Raw genomic sequence first — 16632 nt, forward strand, 5'->3', positions numbered from 1 at the left:
GCCGTGCGCCGGCCGTCCGTACCGCGGTTCCTCCGCGAACGGGCGGCCGGTTCGCGTGTGCGCCGGGCTGCTGCCCCGAATGGCGGGCGCGGTGGGCGGCCCGGCGTGTCGGACGCGACGCGCGACGCGACCAGGCACGGGGCACGGAGCCGGCCGGGTGCGGGCGGGGCCCGCACGGTTGCGGGGCACCGGGGCCGCTCCCACGGTGGGCACGAGATCGTCCGGACCCACCGAAGGGATCGCTCATGCGTCTGCCCGTACGGCGTATCGCCACCTCCGTCCTCTGCGCCGGCCTCCTGACCGGGGTCTGCGGAACGGCGGTCACGGCGGCCGAGGGCGCACCGCCCGGGGAACGGCCCACCGCCGGCGCGCCGCGCGCCCCGCTGCCCGACCGCGACGCCCTGCGCGGCCAGGCCGGCGCCCTGTCCGGCCTCGGCGGCACCCTCACCCCGGTCGCCGACCTGCTCGACGCGGTGCTCGCCGCCCGGCTCCCCGCCGCGGACGCCGAACGACTGGCCACCGCCGTACGGGACGCCCTGGCGCGGGCCGAGGGGGCCCTCCCTGAGGCGTCGGGGAACACCGGGGGTGACGGGGCGTCGGGTTCCGCCGCCGGCGGCGAGGACGCCCACGAGGGCGGGACGCCCGGCGCCGGGAAGACGGAGCCGGGGGACTCCTCCCCGCAGGCCGTGACCCCGGGCACCGACGCGTCCGGCGCGGACCAGACGGGGGCCCCGGGCACCGGCACCGGCCAGGCGCCGCCGGTCACGCTGCCCGCGCCCGTCGCGGAGCGGGACGGCGGCCCCGCCCCGCTCGCCGGCGACCTGACCGCCGACGCCTACGCCGCCCTGCGCGAGAAGGTCGACGCCCTGGTCGAGGCGGCCACCGCCGGCACGCCCGACGACGTGGCCCCGGCCGCGCGGGAGGTCGTCGCCGGCGCCGTCGACGTCGTCGCCGCCACGCTGACCGGCAAGGGACTGCCCGTCCCCGACCTGGGTCTGCTCCCCGCCCTGCCCGAGGTGCCGGAGGCCCCCGGAGCGCCGCAGACACCCGGCCCGGCGGACACCCCGCCGGCGGACGCCTCCTGACGCCCCTTCCGTACACCCCCGCCGCCGCGCCGCCCGCTCCCCGGGCCGCGCGGCGGCGCGCGTGCTCCCCCGGCCCGCGCTCCCGTCATGAGATGCCCGGCCGGCCGGGCATCTCATATGTCTTCCGCACCGTGGAGTTGCCGCTTCCGGTGATGATCGTTGACCACGGTGTCAGCATTCGCCGCGGTGACCTGCGCCGCCGAAGAAAGGATCACGACGATGAAGTCCCTGAAGGCCGCCGCTGTCGTTGCCGGTTCCCTCGTCGCCGCCGGCGCCGCCGCGCCCGCGTTCGCCTACGACACCGCCGACCTCGCGCCCACCAGCCTCAACGGCGCCGTGAACACCCTCACCAAGGGCCCCATCGACGTGATGCCGCTCAAGCACCAGTCGGACGCGCTCGACACCGAGAACGAGGACTCCGTCCTGCACACGGTGAACGGCGCCACCACCGCGCTCAACTCCGGCACCGGCCTCCTCGGCGGCCTCCCGCTCGGCGGCTGACGCCCCGGCCCGCGGCCGACGGCGGGCGGGACCGGCGCGCGCCACGTGGCCGCGCCCGTCCCGTCCACCGCCCGCCGGCACGCGTGCGCCGGCGCCACCGACGGCACGCGGCCGGTGAGCCCCGAACAGCTCACCGCCCCGGCCCGGGAAGGGCGGCCCTCCTGCTCCAAGTGGCCCTGCGCACGGTGACCGTCGGGCCCCGCGACCGGTTGGTGCACCGGAACACCGAACCGGACGAGGAGCGAGCCATGATCGTCAACGCTGAGGGAGCGCCCGACGGAGCACGGCGGGACACGGCGGAACCCGCGAGACCCGGCCCCGGGCGCCGCACCCGGCGACACCTGCTGCGGGGCCTGATCGCCCCGGCCGTCGCCGTCACCCTGGCCCCCCTGGTCGCCGCCTCCCGGCCCCCCGGGGAGACCGGGCCCTCCCGGGCCCCGGACGCCGACCGGTCCCCGCGCCCCGCACCGGCGCCGGGCGGGACGGCCGAGGCCGCCGTCTTCGAGGAGACCTACCGGGGGCGCCGTATCCGCGGCGTCCGGACCACCGAGGGCCGGGCCCTCGGCGACGACGACACCTGGCACGTCACCGTCGACGGCCGGCCGCTGCACCTGATGCGCCGCGCCGACGGCACCTGGATGAGCATGGTCGACCACTACGGGTCGCACCCCACCCCGCTCGAGGCGGCGCGCGCCGCCGTCGACGAACTCGGCCCTCACGAGCACCTGCGCAAGGAGCCCGACGAGGGCGGCCACGATCTCAGGAGGGGGCGCCATGGCGTACACCCGTAAGGACGTCACCACCCTGACCCGCACCGAGAGGCGGCGGTTCGTCGACGCCCTGCTGGAGATCAAACGGCGCGGTGAGTACGACGAGTTCGTCCGCACCCACATCCAGTACTACGTCGCCGACGGTGAGAAGGGGCTGCGCGCCGCCCACATGGCGCCGTCGTTCCTGCCCTGGCACCGGCGTTTCCTGCTCGACCTGGAAGAGGCGCTGCGCCGCGTCGACTCCTCGGTGACCGTGCCCTACTGGGACTGGACCAAGGATCGCTCCGCCACCGCCTCCCCCTGGACCGCCGACCTCCTCGGCGGCACCGGGCGCAGCGGCGACCACAAGGTGACCAGCGGGCCGTTCGCCCACGACGGCGGCAGGTGGCCGCTCCGGGTCAACGTCACCGACATCGCCTACCTCACCCGCGACCTCGGCCGCAGTGCCGACCCGATCGCCCTGCCGACCGCGAGCGACCTGAAGTGGGCGCTGGACGACCCGGTGTACGACACCGCGCCGTGGGACTCGACGGTGAGCGAGGGCTTCCGCAACAAGCTGGAGGGGTGGGGGCCGGGGCGCGGTGCCGCCTCCTGGCGCAACCACAACCGGGTGCACCGCTGGGTCGGCGGCGCCATGGTGGGCGGTGCCTCCGTCAACGACCCGGTGTTCTGGCTGGTCCACGCCTTCGTCGACCTCCAGTGGTCGCGCTGGCAGGCCCGGCACCGCGACACGCGCTACCTGCCCGCCGAGCCGCCCGGCCTCGGCAACGCCCAGCGCGGCCGGGTCGTCGCCCGGCACGACCGGATGCCCCCCTGGGACGTGACGCCGGACCAGCTCGACGACCACAGCGCCGTCTACCGGTACGCCTGAGGCCCCGGAGGGACCGCGGGCGCACAGGGGAAGAGCCCCGGCCGGGCAGGTCCCGGCCGGGGCTCTTCGGACATCCGGGGGCTTCAGCCGCCGTAGCCGCCGTCGCCGTGGCCGCCGCTGTCGTTGACGCAGGTGTTGCCGAAGGCCGGGTTCAGCAGGCCGATCACGTCGACGGTGTTGCCGCAGACGTTGACCGGGATGTGGACCGGGACCTGGACGACGTTGCCGGACAGCACGCCCGGCGAGCCCACGGCAGCGCCCTGGGCGCCCGCGTCCGCCATGGCCAGGCCGGTGCCGCTGAGCACCACGGCGCCGGCACCGAGAGCGACACCGGCAGCCTTCGCGATGCGAGACATCACGTTCTCCTTCTGACTCGGGGGAGCGCGACGGCAGGAACGCGCCGCCGCACTGCCGGTTCAACGCGCCAGGTCGAACACGGTCACGGGGGGAATGTGAGGATCACCCTTTTTGAACAACGCGCCTGTGGTACGGCGGGCCGGTGACGGCCGGAACTGCCGGGACGGGCATGGCCGGAGGGGCCGGTGGGGGGAGCCAGGTTGATGGGGTTGATGGGGTTGATGGGGCTGACGGGGCTGGTGCGGCCGACGGGAGGTGGGGCCGCTGAGGCCGATGGGGCCAGCGAGGCGAGGAGGAGCCTGCGTGGCCGGAGGTGTCGATGGGGCCAGCGAGGTGAAGAAGAGCCTGCGTGGCCGGAGGGGCCGGTGGGGTGGTCGTGGGCGCCCGGCCGGGAGGTCAGGGCAGGCGCCGCACCGGGGACCCGGCCAGGTACGCCTGGATCGCCTCGACCGCCTGCCCGTAGTACGTGGCGTAGTTGGCCCGCGAGACGTAGCCGAGGTGCGGGGTGGCGAGCAGGCGCGGGGCGGTGCGCATCGGGTGGTCGGCCGGCAGCGGCTCGATGTCGAAGACGTCCACCCCCGCCCCGGCGATCCGGCCCTCGTGCAGCGCGGCCAGCAGCGCCTCCTGGTCGACGACGGCGGCGCGGGAGGTGTTCACGAGGTAGGCGGTCGGCTTGAGCAGGGCCAGTTCGGCGGGGCCGAGCAGACCGCGGGTGCGCTCGCCGAGCACGAGGTGGACGGAGACGAAGTCGGCGGTGGAGAGCAGTTCCTCCTTGGAGGGGGCCAGGGCGACGCCGACCTCGTCGGCCCGCTCTTGGGTGAGGTTGGCGCTCCAGGCGCTGACCTCCATGCCGAAGGCGAGGCCGACGCGGGCCACCCGGGCGCCGATCCGGCCGAGGCCCAGCAGGCCGAGGCGGCGGCCGTGGAGGTCGGCGCCCACCGTCTGCTGCCAGGGCCCGCCGGCGCGCAGGGCGGTGCTCTCCCGGACGATGCCGCGGGCCAGCCCGAGCAGCAGCGCCCAGGTCAGTTCGGCGGCCGGGGTGACCGCGGACTCCGTACCGCAGACGGTGACGCCGTGCGCCGCGGCGGCGGCGTGGTCGATGGCGCCGTTGCGCATGCCGGAGGCCACGATCAGCCGCAGCCGCGGCAGACGGGCGATCAGGGACGCGGGGAAGGCGACGCGTTCGCGCAGGGTGACCACGATGTCCACGTCCGCCAGCGCCTCGGCGAGGGAGTCCTCGTCGTCGAAGTGCCGGTCGTACGTGACGACCTCGACGCTCGGGGCGAGCGGCGACCAGTCGGCGCTGTCCAGGGCCACCCGCTGAAAGTCGTCGAGCACCGCACACCGCAGTCGCACGCGGACCACTTCCTTCCGCCTCATGTCCCGCCGGTGGTGCCCGCCGGGACCCGTCCCCACGGCCGGGCACCGGGAGGGGCGCACACTCTATCCCCCGGCCCGCGGCGCACCGGGCGGGGGACGGACGGGCCGGGTCCCTGGGGAGCCTCTCGTGTGGATCATGCCGGGCTCGCGGGGTCCGGCCTGATCCACACGGAAGACCCTAGGCGGCCCGCTGGGAGGCGGCGGCGTCGGGGCGCAGGTCGTCGAGGGTGAGGGGGCGGGCCGGGGGATCGGGCAGGGCGAGCCGGCGGGTGAGGCGCGGGCCCGGGGCGACGTGGAGGAGTTCGCCCGGCTCCAGGGCCCGCCAGTCCGGGTGGTCGTCCATGCGTTCGCTGGCCACGACGGCGCAGGGCCGGCCGGCCAGGGCCCGGGAGTGGACCCGCATCCGCCCCTCGCTGCCGCTGTGGTCGAGGTGACGGTCGCCGTGCCGGCCGCCCGCCGGCCGGTCGAGGACGTACAGCTCGTGGGTGTCGGGGTAGCGCAGGGCCCACAGTTCGCCGGGGGTGACGAGGATCAGGTTGAGGGCGTAGACGGGCAGGTGGGCGGCGATCCAGCGGGCCGCCCCGGTGAGCCCGGCGGTCACGTCGCCGCCGGCCGCCCGGATCTCGCGGGTGACGAGCGCGAAGAACCGCTCCGAGTCGGTGTCACCCCGCACCGGCGCGCGGTCGGCGCCGAGGTGGTCGTCGAGCGCGTCCAGGTCCTCGATCACCCCGTTGTGCGCGAAGAGCCGCCCCTCCTGTGTGAAGGGGTGGGTGTTGCGGGCCTCCAGGCCGCCGGTCGAGGCGAAGCGGACGTGGGCGAGGAAGGTGGCCGACTCGACCTCCCGGGCGTCCTCGGCGAAGGCCCGGTCCCGGTAGGCGGCGAGGGGCGCCTTCTCGGTGCGCGGGGTGCCGTCCGCGGCGAAGTAGCCGAGGCCGGTGCCGTCGGGGTCCCGGTGGCTCTGCCGGGCGAGGCTGTCGGGGGCGTCCAGCAGCCAGAAGGTGGCGCGGGTGCGCCGGGGCGCGCTGCTGAGTCCGAACAGACGGCACATCGGTCCCTCCACGGGCGTCGCGGGATGCCGCCGGGTGCCGGGTGCGGCAGGTGTCACGGACCCGGTCGGCGGGCCGGTCCGGCGGCCGGGTCCGGGTTCCCCGGGCCGGGGGCGTGAACCGGCCGCGCGCCGGGGCGTGCGCGGTGCGGGGCCGGGGAGGGGGCGTGTGGGGAGGGGAGGGGGCGTGCGGAATGCGGGGCGCCGGGGCGTGCCCGGGGCGCACGCGGCCAGGGGGCGGGCCGGGGGACGCTCGTGGTGCCGGGGTTGCCTGTGGGGCCGGGGCGCGCGGGTGGGAGCGGAGGTGCCCGTGTAGTCGAGAGTGTCCAGCGGGGCCGGGAGTGTCCACGGGGCTGGGGGTGTCAATGGGGCGGGGGTGTCCGCCGAGCCGGGGTGCCCCTGGGACCTGGGACCTGGGACCTGCGGCCTCACTGCCGGGGGCCGCCCGGCGGGGGCGTCTCGTCCAGCGCCAGGAGCTGCAGCCGCAGCGCCAGCCGCAGCCGCGGGGAGGCCAGGTCGAGCGGGGCGGTCTCCTCCAGTTTCCGCAGCCGGTAGCGGAGCGTGTTGGCGTGGATGCGCAGGTGCCGGGCGGCGGCCTGCGGGTCGCCGTAGTGGTCGATCCAGGCGGCGAGCGTGGTGACGTACGGCGTGCCGTGCTCCTCGTCGTGGGCGCGGAGCACGGCGAGCGGGCCGCCGAGCCGCCAGGTGTCGCCGCCGACGGCCGTCCGGGCCCGCTCCACCACGACGGCGTCCCACACCTCCTCCATCAGCACGATCCCCGCGCCGGGCGGCAGGGGCAGCCGCCCGGCGCCGACCAGCCGGTGCAGTTCGGCGGCCTCCGCGAGGGAGCGCGGCAGCTCCTCGGGCGCGCGGGCGGGGCGGCCGGCGACGGCGTACAGACCGGCCTCGTGGGAGCGGGTCTCGGCGAGCACGTGCCGCAGCCAGTCGACGCCGCCCGCCTCCGCCCGGCCCCCCGCGGCGCCCCGCCGTCCGCCCCGGCCCGCGTCGGCGACCACGCCGCACAGCAGTCCGTCGAGGTCGGCGAGGAGCGGCCGGTGCCAGCCGAAACGGTGGGCCACCGACTCCCACAGGTCCATTTGGCGGCGTACGTCGTCCGTGCCGCGCGGCGACGAGCCGAAGGCCACCACCCGCAGGGGGCCGTCGGGCAGCGTGATGGTGCCGCCCGGCCCCCCGTCGGGGACGGTGCCCTCGCGCAGGGCGGCCCGCAACTGCCCGGCCGACACCCGCCGGGCGATACCGGCCTCGGCGCGCAGCCGCAGCAGGTGCAGGGCGAGCACGGGGGCGACGGCGCTCAGCTCGCGGATGCGTTCCTCGGGGACCGGCGACCTCACCACGGCCCAGATGGACCCGAGCCATTCGCCGCCCGCCCGCACCGGGATGATCAGCCGGGGCAGGATGCCGTCCGGTCCGGCCGGGGTCCGGATCGGGTCGCTGGAGCGGGCCAGCCGGCGGAAGACACCGGTGGCCCGGAAGTGGGTCAGCGTTTCGGCGGGCACGCGGCGGCCCACGATGGTGGAGACCCGCGCCGGGTCGGTGCTGTCCTGCCGGGCCGAGTAGGCGAGGACCCGGGACTGCGCGTCCTCCACCGTCACGGGGGCGTCGATGATCTCGGCCGCGGCGTCGGCCAGGGCGAACAGGTCGCTGTGCGCGCCGGGGGTGCCGAGCGTGCCGGCGGCGGGCGCCGAGGCCCGGTCGATGACCCCGCGCAGCAGCCAGACGACGTGCGCCCAGGAGGTGTGCGGGCGCAGTTCGACGAGGGCGGGGCCGGCCAGGGTGCGCACGGCGCGGGTGACCTGCGGGTCGCGGGCGACGGGCCCCTTGAGGACGAGACCGGCGGCGGGCGCGGTCCGCTCCAGCAGGGCGAGCGCGCCGGCCCGGTCGGCGACGCCGACGCCGAGGACGAGTTCCCCGGGCTGGCCGGTGGTGTCGCCGGGTTCGGCGAGCGCGACGTCGTGCACGCCGGCGTTCCCGGCCGCGACGACCGTCCGCAGCAGGCCGGCGCCGAGGGCGTCCACCAGGTCGGTCACGGTGATCACGGCCGGCCTCCCGGGGCGCGGAGGGCGGTGCGGGTGCTCATGTGTCGAGGGTCCGTGTGCTCATGAGCCCATTGTCCCCCCTGTGCGTGGTCGTGTCGCCACCATCATCAGTGCGCTGATTGTCCGCACGGCACAAAGACAACGCCGCCGGGCGGCCGCACCATCGTCGGAGGCATCACCGCCCTGGATGAAGAGGTTCCGCATGGCTGCCCACCCCCACTCGCCCTCCTCCGCCCCGAGCCGCGTCGCCATCGTCGGCGCGGGCATGGTCGGCCTGTCCACCGCCTGGTTCCTCCAGGAGCGTGGCGTCGAGGTCACCGTCTACGACCGCGACGGGGTCGCCGCCGGGTCGTCGTGGGGCAACGCCGGCTGGCTCACCCCCGGCCTCGCCACGCCGCTGCCCGAGCCCGCCGTCCTCACCTACGGGGTGCGGGCCGTGCTCAGCCCGTCCTCCCCGGTGTACGTGCCGCCGAGCGCCGACCCGAAACTGCTGCGCTTCCTCGCCGGGTTCGCCCGTCACAGCACCGCGCTCCAGTGGCTGCGGTCGATGCGCTCGCTGGTGCCCATCAACAGCCTGGCCCTGCCCAGCTTCGACACCCTCGCCGAGGGCGGCGTCGAGGCCCGCACGCTGGACGCCAAGTCCTTCCTCGCGGCCTACCGCACCCCCACCGAGCGCCGGGTCCTGCTGGAGGAACTGGAGCAGATCCACGCCGCCGGCCAGTCCATGGAGTTCGACGTCCTCGACGGTGACGAGGCCCGCGGCGTCGAGCCCTCCCTGTCCGACGAGATCGGCGCCGCCATCCGGCTGCACGGCCAGCGCTACATCGACCCGGGCGCGTACGTGCACTCCCTGGCCGACGCGGTCCGCGCCCGCGGCGGCGTGATCAAGGAGGGCACGGAGATCACCGACGTACGGGACACCGGCACCGGTGCCGTGGTCGTCACCGCCGGCGCGGGCGGCGAGCGGCACGACGCCGTGGTCGTGGCCACCGGCGCCTGGCTCGGCCGCCTGGCCCGCAAGTTCGGCGTGCGCGCCCTCGTGCAGGCCGGCCGCGGCTACAGCTTCAGCGTCCCGGTCGAGAACGTGCCCTCGGGCCCGGTCTACTTCCCCGCCCAGCGCGTCGCCTGCACGCCCCTGGGGGACCGGCTGCGCGTCGCCGGGATGATGGAGTTCCGCAAGCCGGAGGCGCCCCTGGACCGGCGCCGGGTGCACGCCATCGCCGAGGCCGCCCGCCCGCTGCTGCGCGGCGCCGACCTGGACGCCCGGCAGGACGAGTGGGTCGGCTCCCGGCCGTGCACCACGGACGGGCTGCCGCTGATCGGCGCCACCCGTTCGCCGCGGGTCTTCGCCGCCGGCGGTCACGGCATGTGGGGCGTCACCCTCGGCCCCGCCACCGGCCGTCTGCTCGCCGAGACCATCACGACGGGCCGCCGCCCGGCGGAGCTGTCCCCCTTCGACCCGCTGCGCTGACCGCACCCCGCCCGAGCCCCCGGTGACCATCCCTTCCGACACGGGTCACCGGGGGCTTCGGCTGCGCCGGGCCGGGGCCCCGGCCCCTGGCGAGGAGCCCGGCGGCGGCTGAAAACACCCTGTGCCGCGCGGGGCGGGGTCCGGTGTCCGGGAAGGCGGCGCGGGGGCCCCGTTCCCACCGCGCGGAAAGGGCCCGGCCGCGCCGAAGCGCCGGGCCCCACGGGGGCGCGTACCGGGCCGGAAAGAAATATGACCAGCGTTTCCGCTGGTCATACGAGTATGGCGCCCCCGGCAGGACTCGAACCTGCGGCCAAGCGCTTAGAAGGCGCCTGCTCTATCCACTGAGCTACGGGGGCCTGAGGGGGCCGTCCGGGCCGTGGTGCCCTGGTGGGGGCCGGTCCGGGACGGCGCCGGGGACAAGGATAGGGCTCCCGGCTCCTTGTCCCTGTTGCTTCGCCTCCGTGGCTCGATGTGGAGGTTCGGTGAAGCGGTCCTGATAATCGCAGGCAGGTACGAATCGTGCACCGCTTTTGCCCTCTCGCGCATCGGGTGTTGTCCACTCGTTATGCCTGGACTGTCCTCCCGCGCCACTTGCCCCATACGTCCCTTGCGTCCGGTCGGCGCGCAGGCATGCGCATATGCTTCAGAATTCCCCTAAAATTGGGCATTCTTCCCATGTGGTGACCTTGGACGTACGGCCTCAGCTGATCGACGCACTCTCCGCCCTGCGCGACCGTGTGGCGGCCGCACGCTTCCCGCTGCCCCTGCCGGGTGCCCCACGCGCGCGTGCCAACCGGGACGAACTGCTCGCCCAGCTCGACGACTACCTCGTCCCCCGTCTGCGGGACCCCGAGGCCCCGCTGCTCGTCGTCGTGGGCGGCTCCACCGGCGCCGGGAAGTCCACCCTGGTGAACTCGCTCGTCGGACGCCGGGTCAGCGAGGCCGGTGTCCTGCGGCCCACGACGCGCACCCCCGTCCTGGTCTGCCATCCGGAGGACCACCACTGGTTCGGCGGCATGCGGGTGCTGCCCGACCTCACGCGCGTGCGGGCCGCGCACCGGGACACCGACGAAGACCTGCTCCTGCCCGGCGAGGACCCCGAGCGCGTCCTGCGCGTCGAGACCGCCGAGACCCTGCCCCCCGGCCTCGCCCTCCTCGACGCGCCCGACGTCGACTCCCTGGTCGCCGGCAACCGCGTCCTGGCCGCCGAGCTGATCTGCGCCGCCGACGTCTGGGTGATGGTCACCACCGCCGCCCGCTACGCCGACGCCGTCCCCTGGCACCTGCTGCGCACCGCCAAGGAGTACGACGCCACCCTCGTCACCGTGCTCGACCGGGTGCCCCACCAGGTGGTGGGCGAGGTCTCCCGGCAGTACGCGGCGCTGCTGACCAAGGCCGGGCTCGGCGAGGTGCCCCGCTTCACCGTGCCGGAACTGCCCGAGTCGGCCTGGGGCGGCGGACTGCTGCCCGCCTCCGCCGTGGCGCCGCTGCGCGACTGGCTCGTCCACCGGGCGTACGACCTCGACGCCCGGCACGGCGCCATGGCCCGTACCGCCCACGGCATCCTCGACTCCCTCAAGACCCGGATGCCCGAACTGGCCGGCGCCGCCGCCGCGCAGTACGCCGCCGCGCTGCGGCTCACCACGGCCGTGGAGGGCGCGTACGACCGGGAGCACGCGCGCGTGCGGGACCGCCTCCAGGCGGGGGCCGTCCTCGCCGGGGACGCGCGCGAACGGTGGCGGGCCTTCCCCCTCGACTGCGCCCCCGCGGAACTCCTCGACTCGCTGGTCGAGAGCCTGAGCACGCTCCTGCTGTGCGCCGTCACCACCGCCGACGACCGGGTGCGCCGGGCCTGGCACCGCGAACCCGCCGCCCAGGCCCCCGAACTCGCCGGCCGCGACAGCGCGCCGGACACCGCCGAGCACCGCATCGGCATGGCCGTACGGCGCTGGCGGCGCGAACTGGAGGAGTACGCCGAGGAGGAGGCGGGCGAACTGGACCGGACCACCGCCCCCGACCCGGAGACCGTCGCCGCCCTCGTCGCCACCGCCCTGCTGGGCGGGCGCCGCGCGCGCAGCGCGGGGGAGCGGCTCGCCGAGCGGATCGGTGCCCACGGCGCGCTGCGCCTGCGCGACCGGGGCGGACTGCTGCTCACCGAGTGCGTGGACCGGGTCGTCCGGACCGAACGCGAACTGCGCCTGGCCCCGCTCGACGCGCTGGAGGTCCACCCCGAACCGCAGGCAGAGCTCATCGCCGCGCTGTCCGTACTGCAGAAGGAGAGGTGACCGGTGACCGCCGTCACTGACCAGGACCCCACCGAGCACGCCGACCGCGCGCGGGGCGGCCGGCCCGCCCCGGGCGAGGGCACCCCGGCCCGCGGCGGGGAGGGCCCCGCGAGCGGCGCCGTGGGTGCCGCCGTGGCCGCCTCCTCGGGTGCCGCCGCCGGGGAGGACCGCGGCGCCCGCCCGCAGGACGCCGGGGAGACCGGCGGAGGACCGCGCGCCGAAGCCCGCCGGGGCGCCGCCGACGGGCCCCCCGCCGGGCCGCACGCCGCCGCGCGGCCCGGGCGCACCGGGACGGACGGCGGCGGGAACGACGACGGGAGCGACGACGGGGAGGAGGGCGGGGGCGGGGCCGACCCCGGGCGCTCCCTGGCGCGCGGCGAGGACGGCGCCTGGGACGACGGGCTCATCGCACGCCGCGCCGACGGGAACCCCGCCCGGGGGGAACGATTCCCCGCCGGCACCGAGCCGTTCCCCACCGGTACGGACCGCCACGCGCCCGGAACCGGCCTCCACCCCACCGGAACGGGCCGGTCCGCCGCCGCGCCGCTGATGCCCCTGGCGTACGACGGGCACCTCCGCTCCCGCCTGGACGCGCTGCGCGAACTGGTCGGCCTCTCCCGCGCCCGGCTCGACGGCGGCACCCTCGCCGAGGCGGGCCGGGTCCTCGACGAGGCCGCCGCCCGGCGCAGGCTCTCCGGCCGGCACACCGTCGTCGCCATCGCGGGCGCCACCGGCAGCGGCAAGTCCCAGCTCTTCAACACCCTCGCGGGCGTCACCCTCTCCGAGACCGGTGTCCGCCGCCCCACCACCTCCGCGCCCATCGCCTGTAGCTGGAGCGACGGCGCGGCCAGCCTCCTGGACCGGCTGGAGATCCCCGGCCGGCTCCGGCGGCGCCCCGTCCAGCACTCCGACGCCGACGCCCTGCTGCGCGGACTCGTCCTCGTCGACCTGCCCGACCACGACTCGGCGGCCGTACGGCACCGCGACCAGGTGGACCGCGTCCTCGGCCTGGTCGACGCCGTCATCTGGGTCGTCGACCCGGAGAAGTACGCGGACGCCGTCCTGCACGAGCGCTACCTGCGGCCGATGGCCGGTCACGCCGAGGTGACCTTCGTCGTCCTCAACCAGATCGACCGGCTGCCTGGCGAGGCCGCCGAGCAGGTCCTCGACGACCTGCGCCGCCTGCTCGACGAGGACGGCATCGCGCTCGGCGAGTACGACGAACCCGGCGCCACCGTCCTCGCCCTGTCCGCGCTCACCGGCGAGGGCGTGGGCGACCTTCGCGAGGCGCTCGGCCGGTTCGTCGCCGAACGCCGGGCCCCGGCCCGCCGGATCGCCGCCGACGTGGACGCCGCCGCGGCGCGCCTGCGGCCCGTGTACGTCACCGGGCGGCGGGCCGGGCTCAGCGAGGAGGCGCGGGAGGAGTTCGCGGACCGGCTCGCGGACGCCGTCGGCGCCACCGCCGCCGGGGAGGCCGCCGAACGCGCCTGGCTCCGCAACGCCAACCGTGCGTGCGGCACACCGTGGCTCCGGTTGTGGCGCTGGTCGCGCGACCGGCGCGCACCGTCCGCCTCGCGCTCCGTGCCGCGCGCCCCGGTGGACGAGGAGACCACCGCGCGCCAGCGCGTCGAGCAGGCCGTGCACACGGTGGCCGACCGGGCCGCGGCCGGGCTCCCGGTGCCCTGGGCGCAGGCGCTGCGCGAGGCGGCCCTGCGCGGCGCCGAGGACCTGCCGCGGGCGCTGGACGAGCTGGCCGGGCGTTCGGGGCCGCCGCCGGGGCGTCCGCCGCGGCCCGGGTGGTGGCCGGTGGCGGTGCTGGCGCAGGCGTCGATGACGCTGTTGCAGGTGGTGGGCGGTCTGTGGCTGCTCGGCCAGATCCTCGGCGTCCTGCCGCCGAACCTGGGCGTGCCGGTGCTGCTGATGCTGGCCGGCATCGTGGGCGGCCCGCTCATCGAGTGGAGCTGCCGGATGGCGGCCCGCGGCCCGGCCCGGCGCTACGGGCAGGAGGCGGAACGCCGATTGCGGGAGGCCGCCGCGGGCTGCGGCCGGGCGCGGGTGCTGGACCCGCTGGCGGCGGAGCTGCTGCGGTACCGGGAGGTGCGGGAGCAGTACGCGCGGGTCACGGGGGTGGGCGCGGCGACGGGGTGAGTCCCGTCGCCGGCGGGCCACGGGCTACGGGCCACGGGCTACGGGCTACGAGCCACGGGTCACCGGGTGCGGGTGCGCGGGCGGCGGTCGCCGCTTGGTCGGGTGGCGGACCGGTGGCGGCGTCTGGGCCGCCACCCGTCCGGGTGGCCGGATTGTCCACAGACCCGGGGTTGCCCACAGCCCCCGGCGGGCTTCGCGCGGCCGGTGCAGTCTGGCCGCACGGCGAGCGCACGGGACGCGGTCGCCGACAGGAGCGGCGGCCCGGCCCGGACCGCCGCCGAGACCGCAGCCGTACGGGCCGGCGCCCGTACGGAAAGAGGGGAGCACCCGCGATGAACGAGACCATGATCTGCGCCGTGGGCAACGTGGCGACGCGGCCGGTGTACCGGGAACTGGCGAACGGGGCGTCGGCCCGGTTCCGGCTCGCCGTCACGGCCCGCTACTGGGACCGCGAGAGGAACGGCTGGACGGACGGCCACACCAACTTCTTCACGGTGTGGGCCGGCCGCCAGCTCGCCACCAACGCCGCCGCCTCGCTGTCGGTGGGCGAACCGGTCGTCGTCCAGGGCCGGCTGAAGGTCCGCACCGATGTGCGCGACGGACAGAGCCGGACCTCCGCGGACATCGACGCGGTGGCCATCGGCCACGACCTGGCGCGCGGCACGTCGGCCTTCCGGCGCACCAGCCGGGCGGAGGCGGGCGCCCCTTCGCCCCGGCGGCCGGAGCCCGACTGGCGGACGCCGGCCCCGGAGGAAACCGCCGAACCCGCCCCCGGCGGACGGGAACCGGAGCCGGCCGCGGTGACGTGACACGCGAGGCAGGGGTGGCGGAGCGCGGCGGGCGCCCCCCGGGCCCGGGGGGCGGATCGGGGGTGCGGACGCCGGGGCGCGGGGCCGCATCGGGGCGACGTCGGGTGGTTTTGTCGACATGCCCAGTTCGCGGACGGTGTCGGCGATAACGATTGCGATTCGGATCACCGTTCGGATGAACATCCCGTCAGGCGTGCCGCACCACGTCCTTAGGATGCCGAACATGCCCCGTGGGGCTACTGATTTCGCTGGTGGGACCGTTCACCCCACACCAACGGGTCCTGCTCGAAGGGGAATTTGGTGTTTTCTACGCGCTCAGTGCTGTCCCTGCCAGGCCGGGGGGCCCGCCTCGCCGCCGTCACCCTGGTGTCCGCGCTCGCCGCCGCCGGCGTCGCGGCCGGCGCGGGCACGGCGACCGCCCAGGACACGGCGAAACGGCACGCGGAGCGCGGCGAGGGCGGGGCGACGGCCACCATCGGCGGCCTCAAGACGTACGGCTCCGCCGTCATCCACGGGCCCGAGGGCGACCAGGAGGTCGCGGCCGGCCTGTTCGAGATGTCCGTCGAGGGCGGCGGCACGCTCCACACCTACTGCGTCGACATCGAGACCCCCACGCAGAAGGACGCCAAGTACGCGGAGACGCCCTGGAGCGGGACCTCCCTCCACGTCAACAAGGACGCCGGCCGCATCCGCTGGATCCTGCAGAACTCCTACCCGCAGGTGAACGACCTGGCCGCGCTCGCCAAGAAGGCCGGCATCAAGGGCGGCCTGACCGCACAGGACGCGGCGGCCGGCACCCAGGTCGCCATCTGGCGCTACTCGGACCACGCGGACGTCGAGGCCGTCGAACCCCGCGCCGAACGCCTCGCCGACTACCTGGAGAAGAACGCCCGCGACCTGGAGGAGCCCGCGGCCTCCCTCACCCTGGACCCGCCCGCCGTCTCCGGCCACCCCGGCGAGCGGCTCGGCCCGGTGACCGTGCACACCAACGCGGGCGGCGCCACGGTGACCCCGCCCGCGGACGCGGTGGCGGGCGAGGTGCGGGTCGTCGACGAGGACGGGAAGCCCGTGACGGGCGTCCGCGACGGCGACCGGCTCTACTTCGAGGTGCCCGAGGACGCCGCCGACGGCACGGCGGGACTGACCGTGCAGGCGTCCACCTCCGTGCCGGTCGGCCGCGCCTTCGCCTCCGAGAGCCGCAGCCAGACCCAGATCCTGGCCGGCTCCAGCGAGTCCACCGTCTCGGCGGCGGCCACCGCCCTGTGGGCCTCCGCCGGCCCGGCCCCCGCCCTGTCCGCCACCAAGAACTGCACGGACGGCGGCCTGGACATCACCACCGACAACAAGGGCGACGAACCCTTCGCCTTCACCCTGCTCGGCACCGAGTACACCGTCCCGGCGGGCGAGACGAGCACGGTGACCGTCCCGCTCCCCGAGGACCGCGCCTACGACCTCACCGTGCGCGGACCGGCCGGGCTGGAGCAGCGCTTCAGCGGCGTCCTGGACTGCGAGACCCGCACCGCCACCCTCGCCTCCGGCCCCCAGCCCCTCAGCGGACCGGCCACCGCGCCGGTCTCCGACACCAGCCCCGACCCCAACCTGGCCGCCACCGGCAGCTCCGACGCCACGCCCCTGATCGGCGGCACCGCCATCGGCCTGGTCGTCATCGGCGGCGCCGTCCTCGTCGCCGCCCGCCGCCGCGAGGAACGCCACCAGGACTGACCGCCCCCGGGGACCACGGACGCTCGGCCCTTCACTTCCACGGCTGCCGGCCGCGGTCGCCGGCGCTGGTGGCACCCGGGGAGGCTCCACCGGCCTCACCCCGTCGTGGTCTCCCGCGACCGCCGAGTCGT

At 76.5% G+C, this 16632-nt stretch carries 13 protein-coding genes and 1 tRNA gene; 9 read left to right on the plus strand and 5 right to left on the minus strand.

Annotated features, from left to right (window positions below):
- The first annotated feature begins 245 nt into the window (after positions 1-245).
- The 4 genes from VM636_RS20155 to VM636_RS20170 all read left to right on the plus strand — a co-directional run bounded on the left by VM636_RS20155 (position 246) and on the right by VM636_RS20170 (position 3227).
- Complete coding sequence (locus tag VM636_RS20155) at positions 246-1085, plus strand: hypothetical protein (RefSeq protein WP_338485266.1); 840 nt, start codon at positions 246-248, stop codon at positions 1083-1085.
- A gap of 219 nt (positions 1086-1304) precedes the next feature.
- Positions 1305-1586, plus strand: a complete 282-nt coding sequence (locus VM636_RS20160; protein ID WP_030418216.1) for a hypothetical protein — start codon at positions 1305-1307, stop codon at positions 1584-1586.
- A 248-nt stretch (positions 1587-1834) separates the two neighbouring features.
- Positions 1835-2377 carry a tyrosinase family oxidase copper chaperone gene (locus tag VM636_RS20165; RefSeq protein ID WP_053914004.1) on the plus strand — a complete coding sequence of 181 codons (543 nt, stop codon included), beginning with the start codon at positions 1835-1837 and terminating at the stop codon, positions 2375-2377.
- Entirely contained in the window at positions 2361-3227 is an 867-nt protein-coding gene (locus VM636_RS20170; protein ID WP_053913992.1) for a tyrosinase family protein, read from the plus strand. The genes VM636_RS20165 and VM636_RS20170 overlap by 17 nt, the downstream gene beginning before the upstream one ends.
- An 83-nt stretch (positions 3228-3310) precedes the next feature.
- On the opposite strand, the gene VM636_RS20175 is transcribed toward VM636_RS20170, so the two are convergent.
- The 4 genes from VM636_RS20175 to VM636_RS20190 all read right to left on the minus strand — a co-directional run bounded on the left by VM636_RS20175 (position 3311) and on the right by VM636_RS20190 (position 8066).
- A complete protein-coding gene (locus tag VM636_RS20175; protein WP_030418219.1) occupies positions 3311-3583 on the minus strand; it encodes a chaplin in 273 nt (90 codons plus the stop codon).
- A 397-nt stretch (positions 3584-3980) separates the two neighbouring features.
- Entirely contained in the window at positions 3981-4940 is a 960-nt protein-coding gene (locus VM636_RS20180) for a D-2-hydroxyacid dehydrogenase family protein (protein ID WP_030418220.1), read from the minus strand.
- Positions 4941-5142: 202 nt separating this feature from the next.
- A complete protein-coding gene (locus VM636_RS20185; protein WP_030418221.1) occupies positions 5143-6012 on the minus strand; it encodes a class II glutamine amidotransferase in 870 nt (289 codons plus the stop codon).
- A 425-nt stretch (positions 6013-6437) separates the two neighbouring features.
- On the minus strand, positions 6438-8066 hold the full coding sequence (locus VM636_RS20190; RefSeq protein WP_051821162.1) for a helix-turn-helix domain-containing protein: 1629 nt from the start codon (positions 8064-8066) through the stop codon (positions 6438-6440).
- A gap of 202 nt (positions 8067-8268) precedes the next feature.
- Here VM636_RS20190 and VM636_RS20195 point away from each other — a divergent pair, with 202 nt between their 5' ends.
- On the plus strand, positions 8269-9537 hold the full coding sequence (locus VM636_RS20195; RefSeq protein WP_030418223.1) for an FAD-dependent oxidoreductase: 1269 nt from the start codon (positions 8269-8271) through the stop codon (positions 9535-9537).
- Positions 9538-9817: 280 nt separating this feature from the next.
- Here VM636_RS20195 and VM636_RS20200 read toward each other — a convergent pair.
- Positions 9818-9893 (minus strand) — tRNA-Arg (locus VM636_RS20200).
- A gap of 321 nt (positions 9894-10214) precedes the next feature.
- Here VM636_RS20200 and VM636_RS20205 point away from each other — a divergent pair.
- The 4 genes from VM636_RS20205 to VM636_RS20220 all read left to right on the plus strand — a co-directional run bounded on the left by VM636_RS20205 (position 10215) and on the right by VM636_RS20220 (position 16501).
- The gene (locus tag VM636_RS20205) at positions 10215-11822 is read left to right on the plus strand and encodes a dynamin family protein (protein ID WP_053912459.1); all 1608 of its coding nucleotides are present in this window, start codon (positions 10215-10217) and stop codon (positions 11820-11822) included.
- A 3-nt stretch (positions 11823-11825) separates the two neighbouring features.
- The gene (locus tag VM636_RS20210) at positions 11826-13970 is read left to right on the plus strand and encodes a YfjP family GTPase (protein ID WP_338485267.1); all 2145 of its coding nucleotides are present in this window, start codon (positions 11826-11828) and stop codon (positions 13968-13970) included.
- Positions 13971-14302: 332 nt separating this feature from the next.
- Complete coding sequence (locus VM636_RS20215) at positions 14303-14779, plus strand: single-stranded DNA-binding protein (protein ID WP_053912461.1); 477 nt, start codon at positions 14303-14305, stop codon at positions 14777-14779.
- 300 nt (positions 14780-15079) lie between these two features.
- Entirely contained in the window at positions 15080-16501 is a 1422-nt protein-coding gene (locus VM636_RS20220) for a TQXA domain-containing protein (protein WP_053912462.1), read from the plus strand.
- Positions 16502-16632 lie beyond the last annotated feature (131 nt).

It is taken from the genome of Streptomyces sp. SCSIO 75703 (assembly GCF_036607905.1).
Classification (GTDB): domain Bacteria; phylum Actinomycetota; class Actinomycetes; order Streptomycetales; family Streptomycetaceae; genus Streptomyces.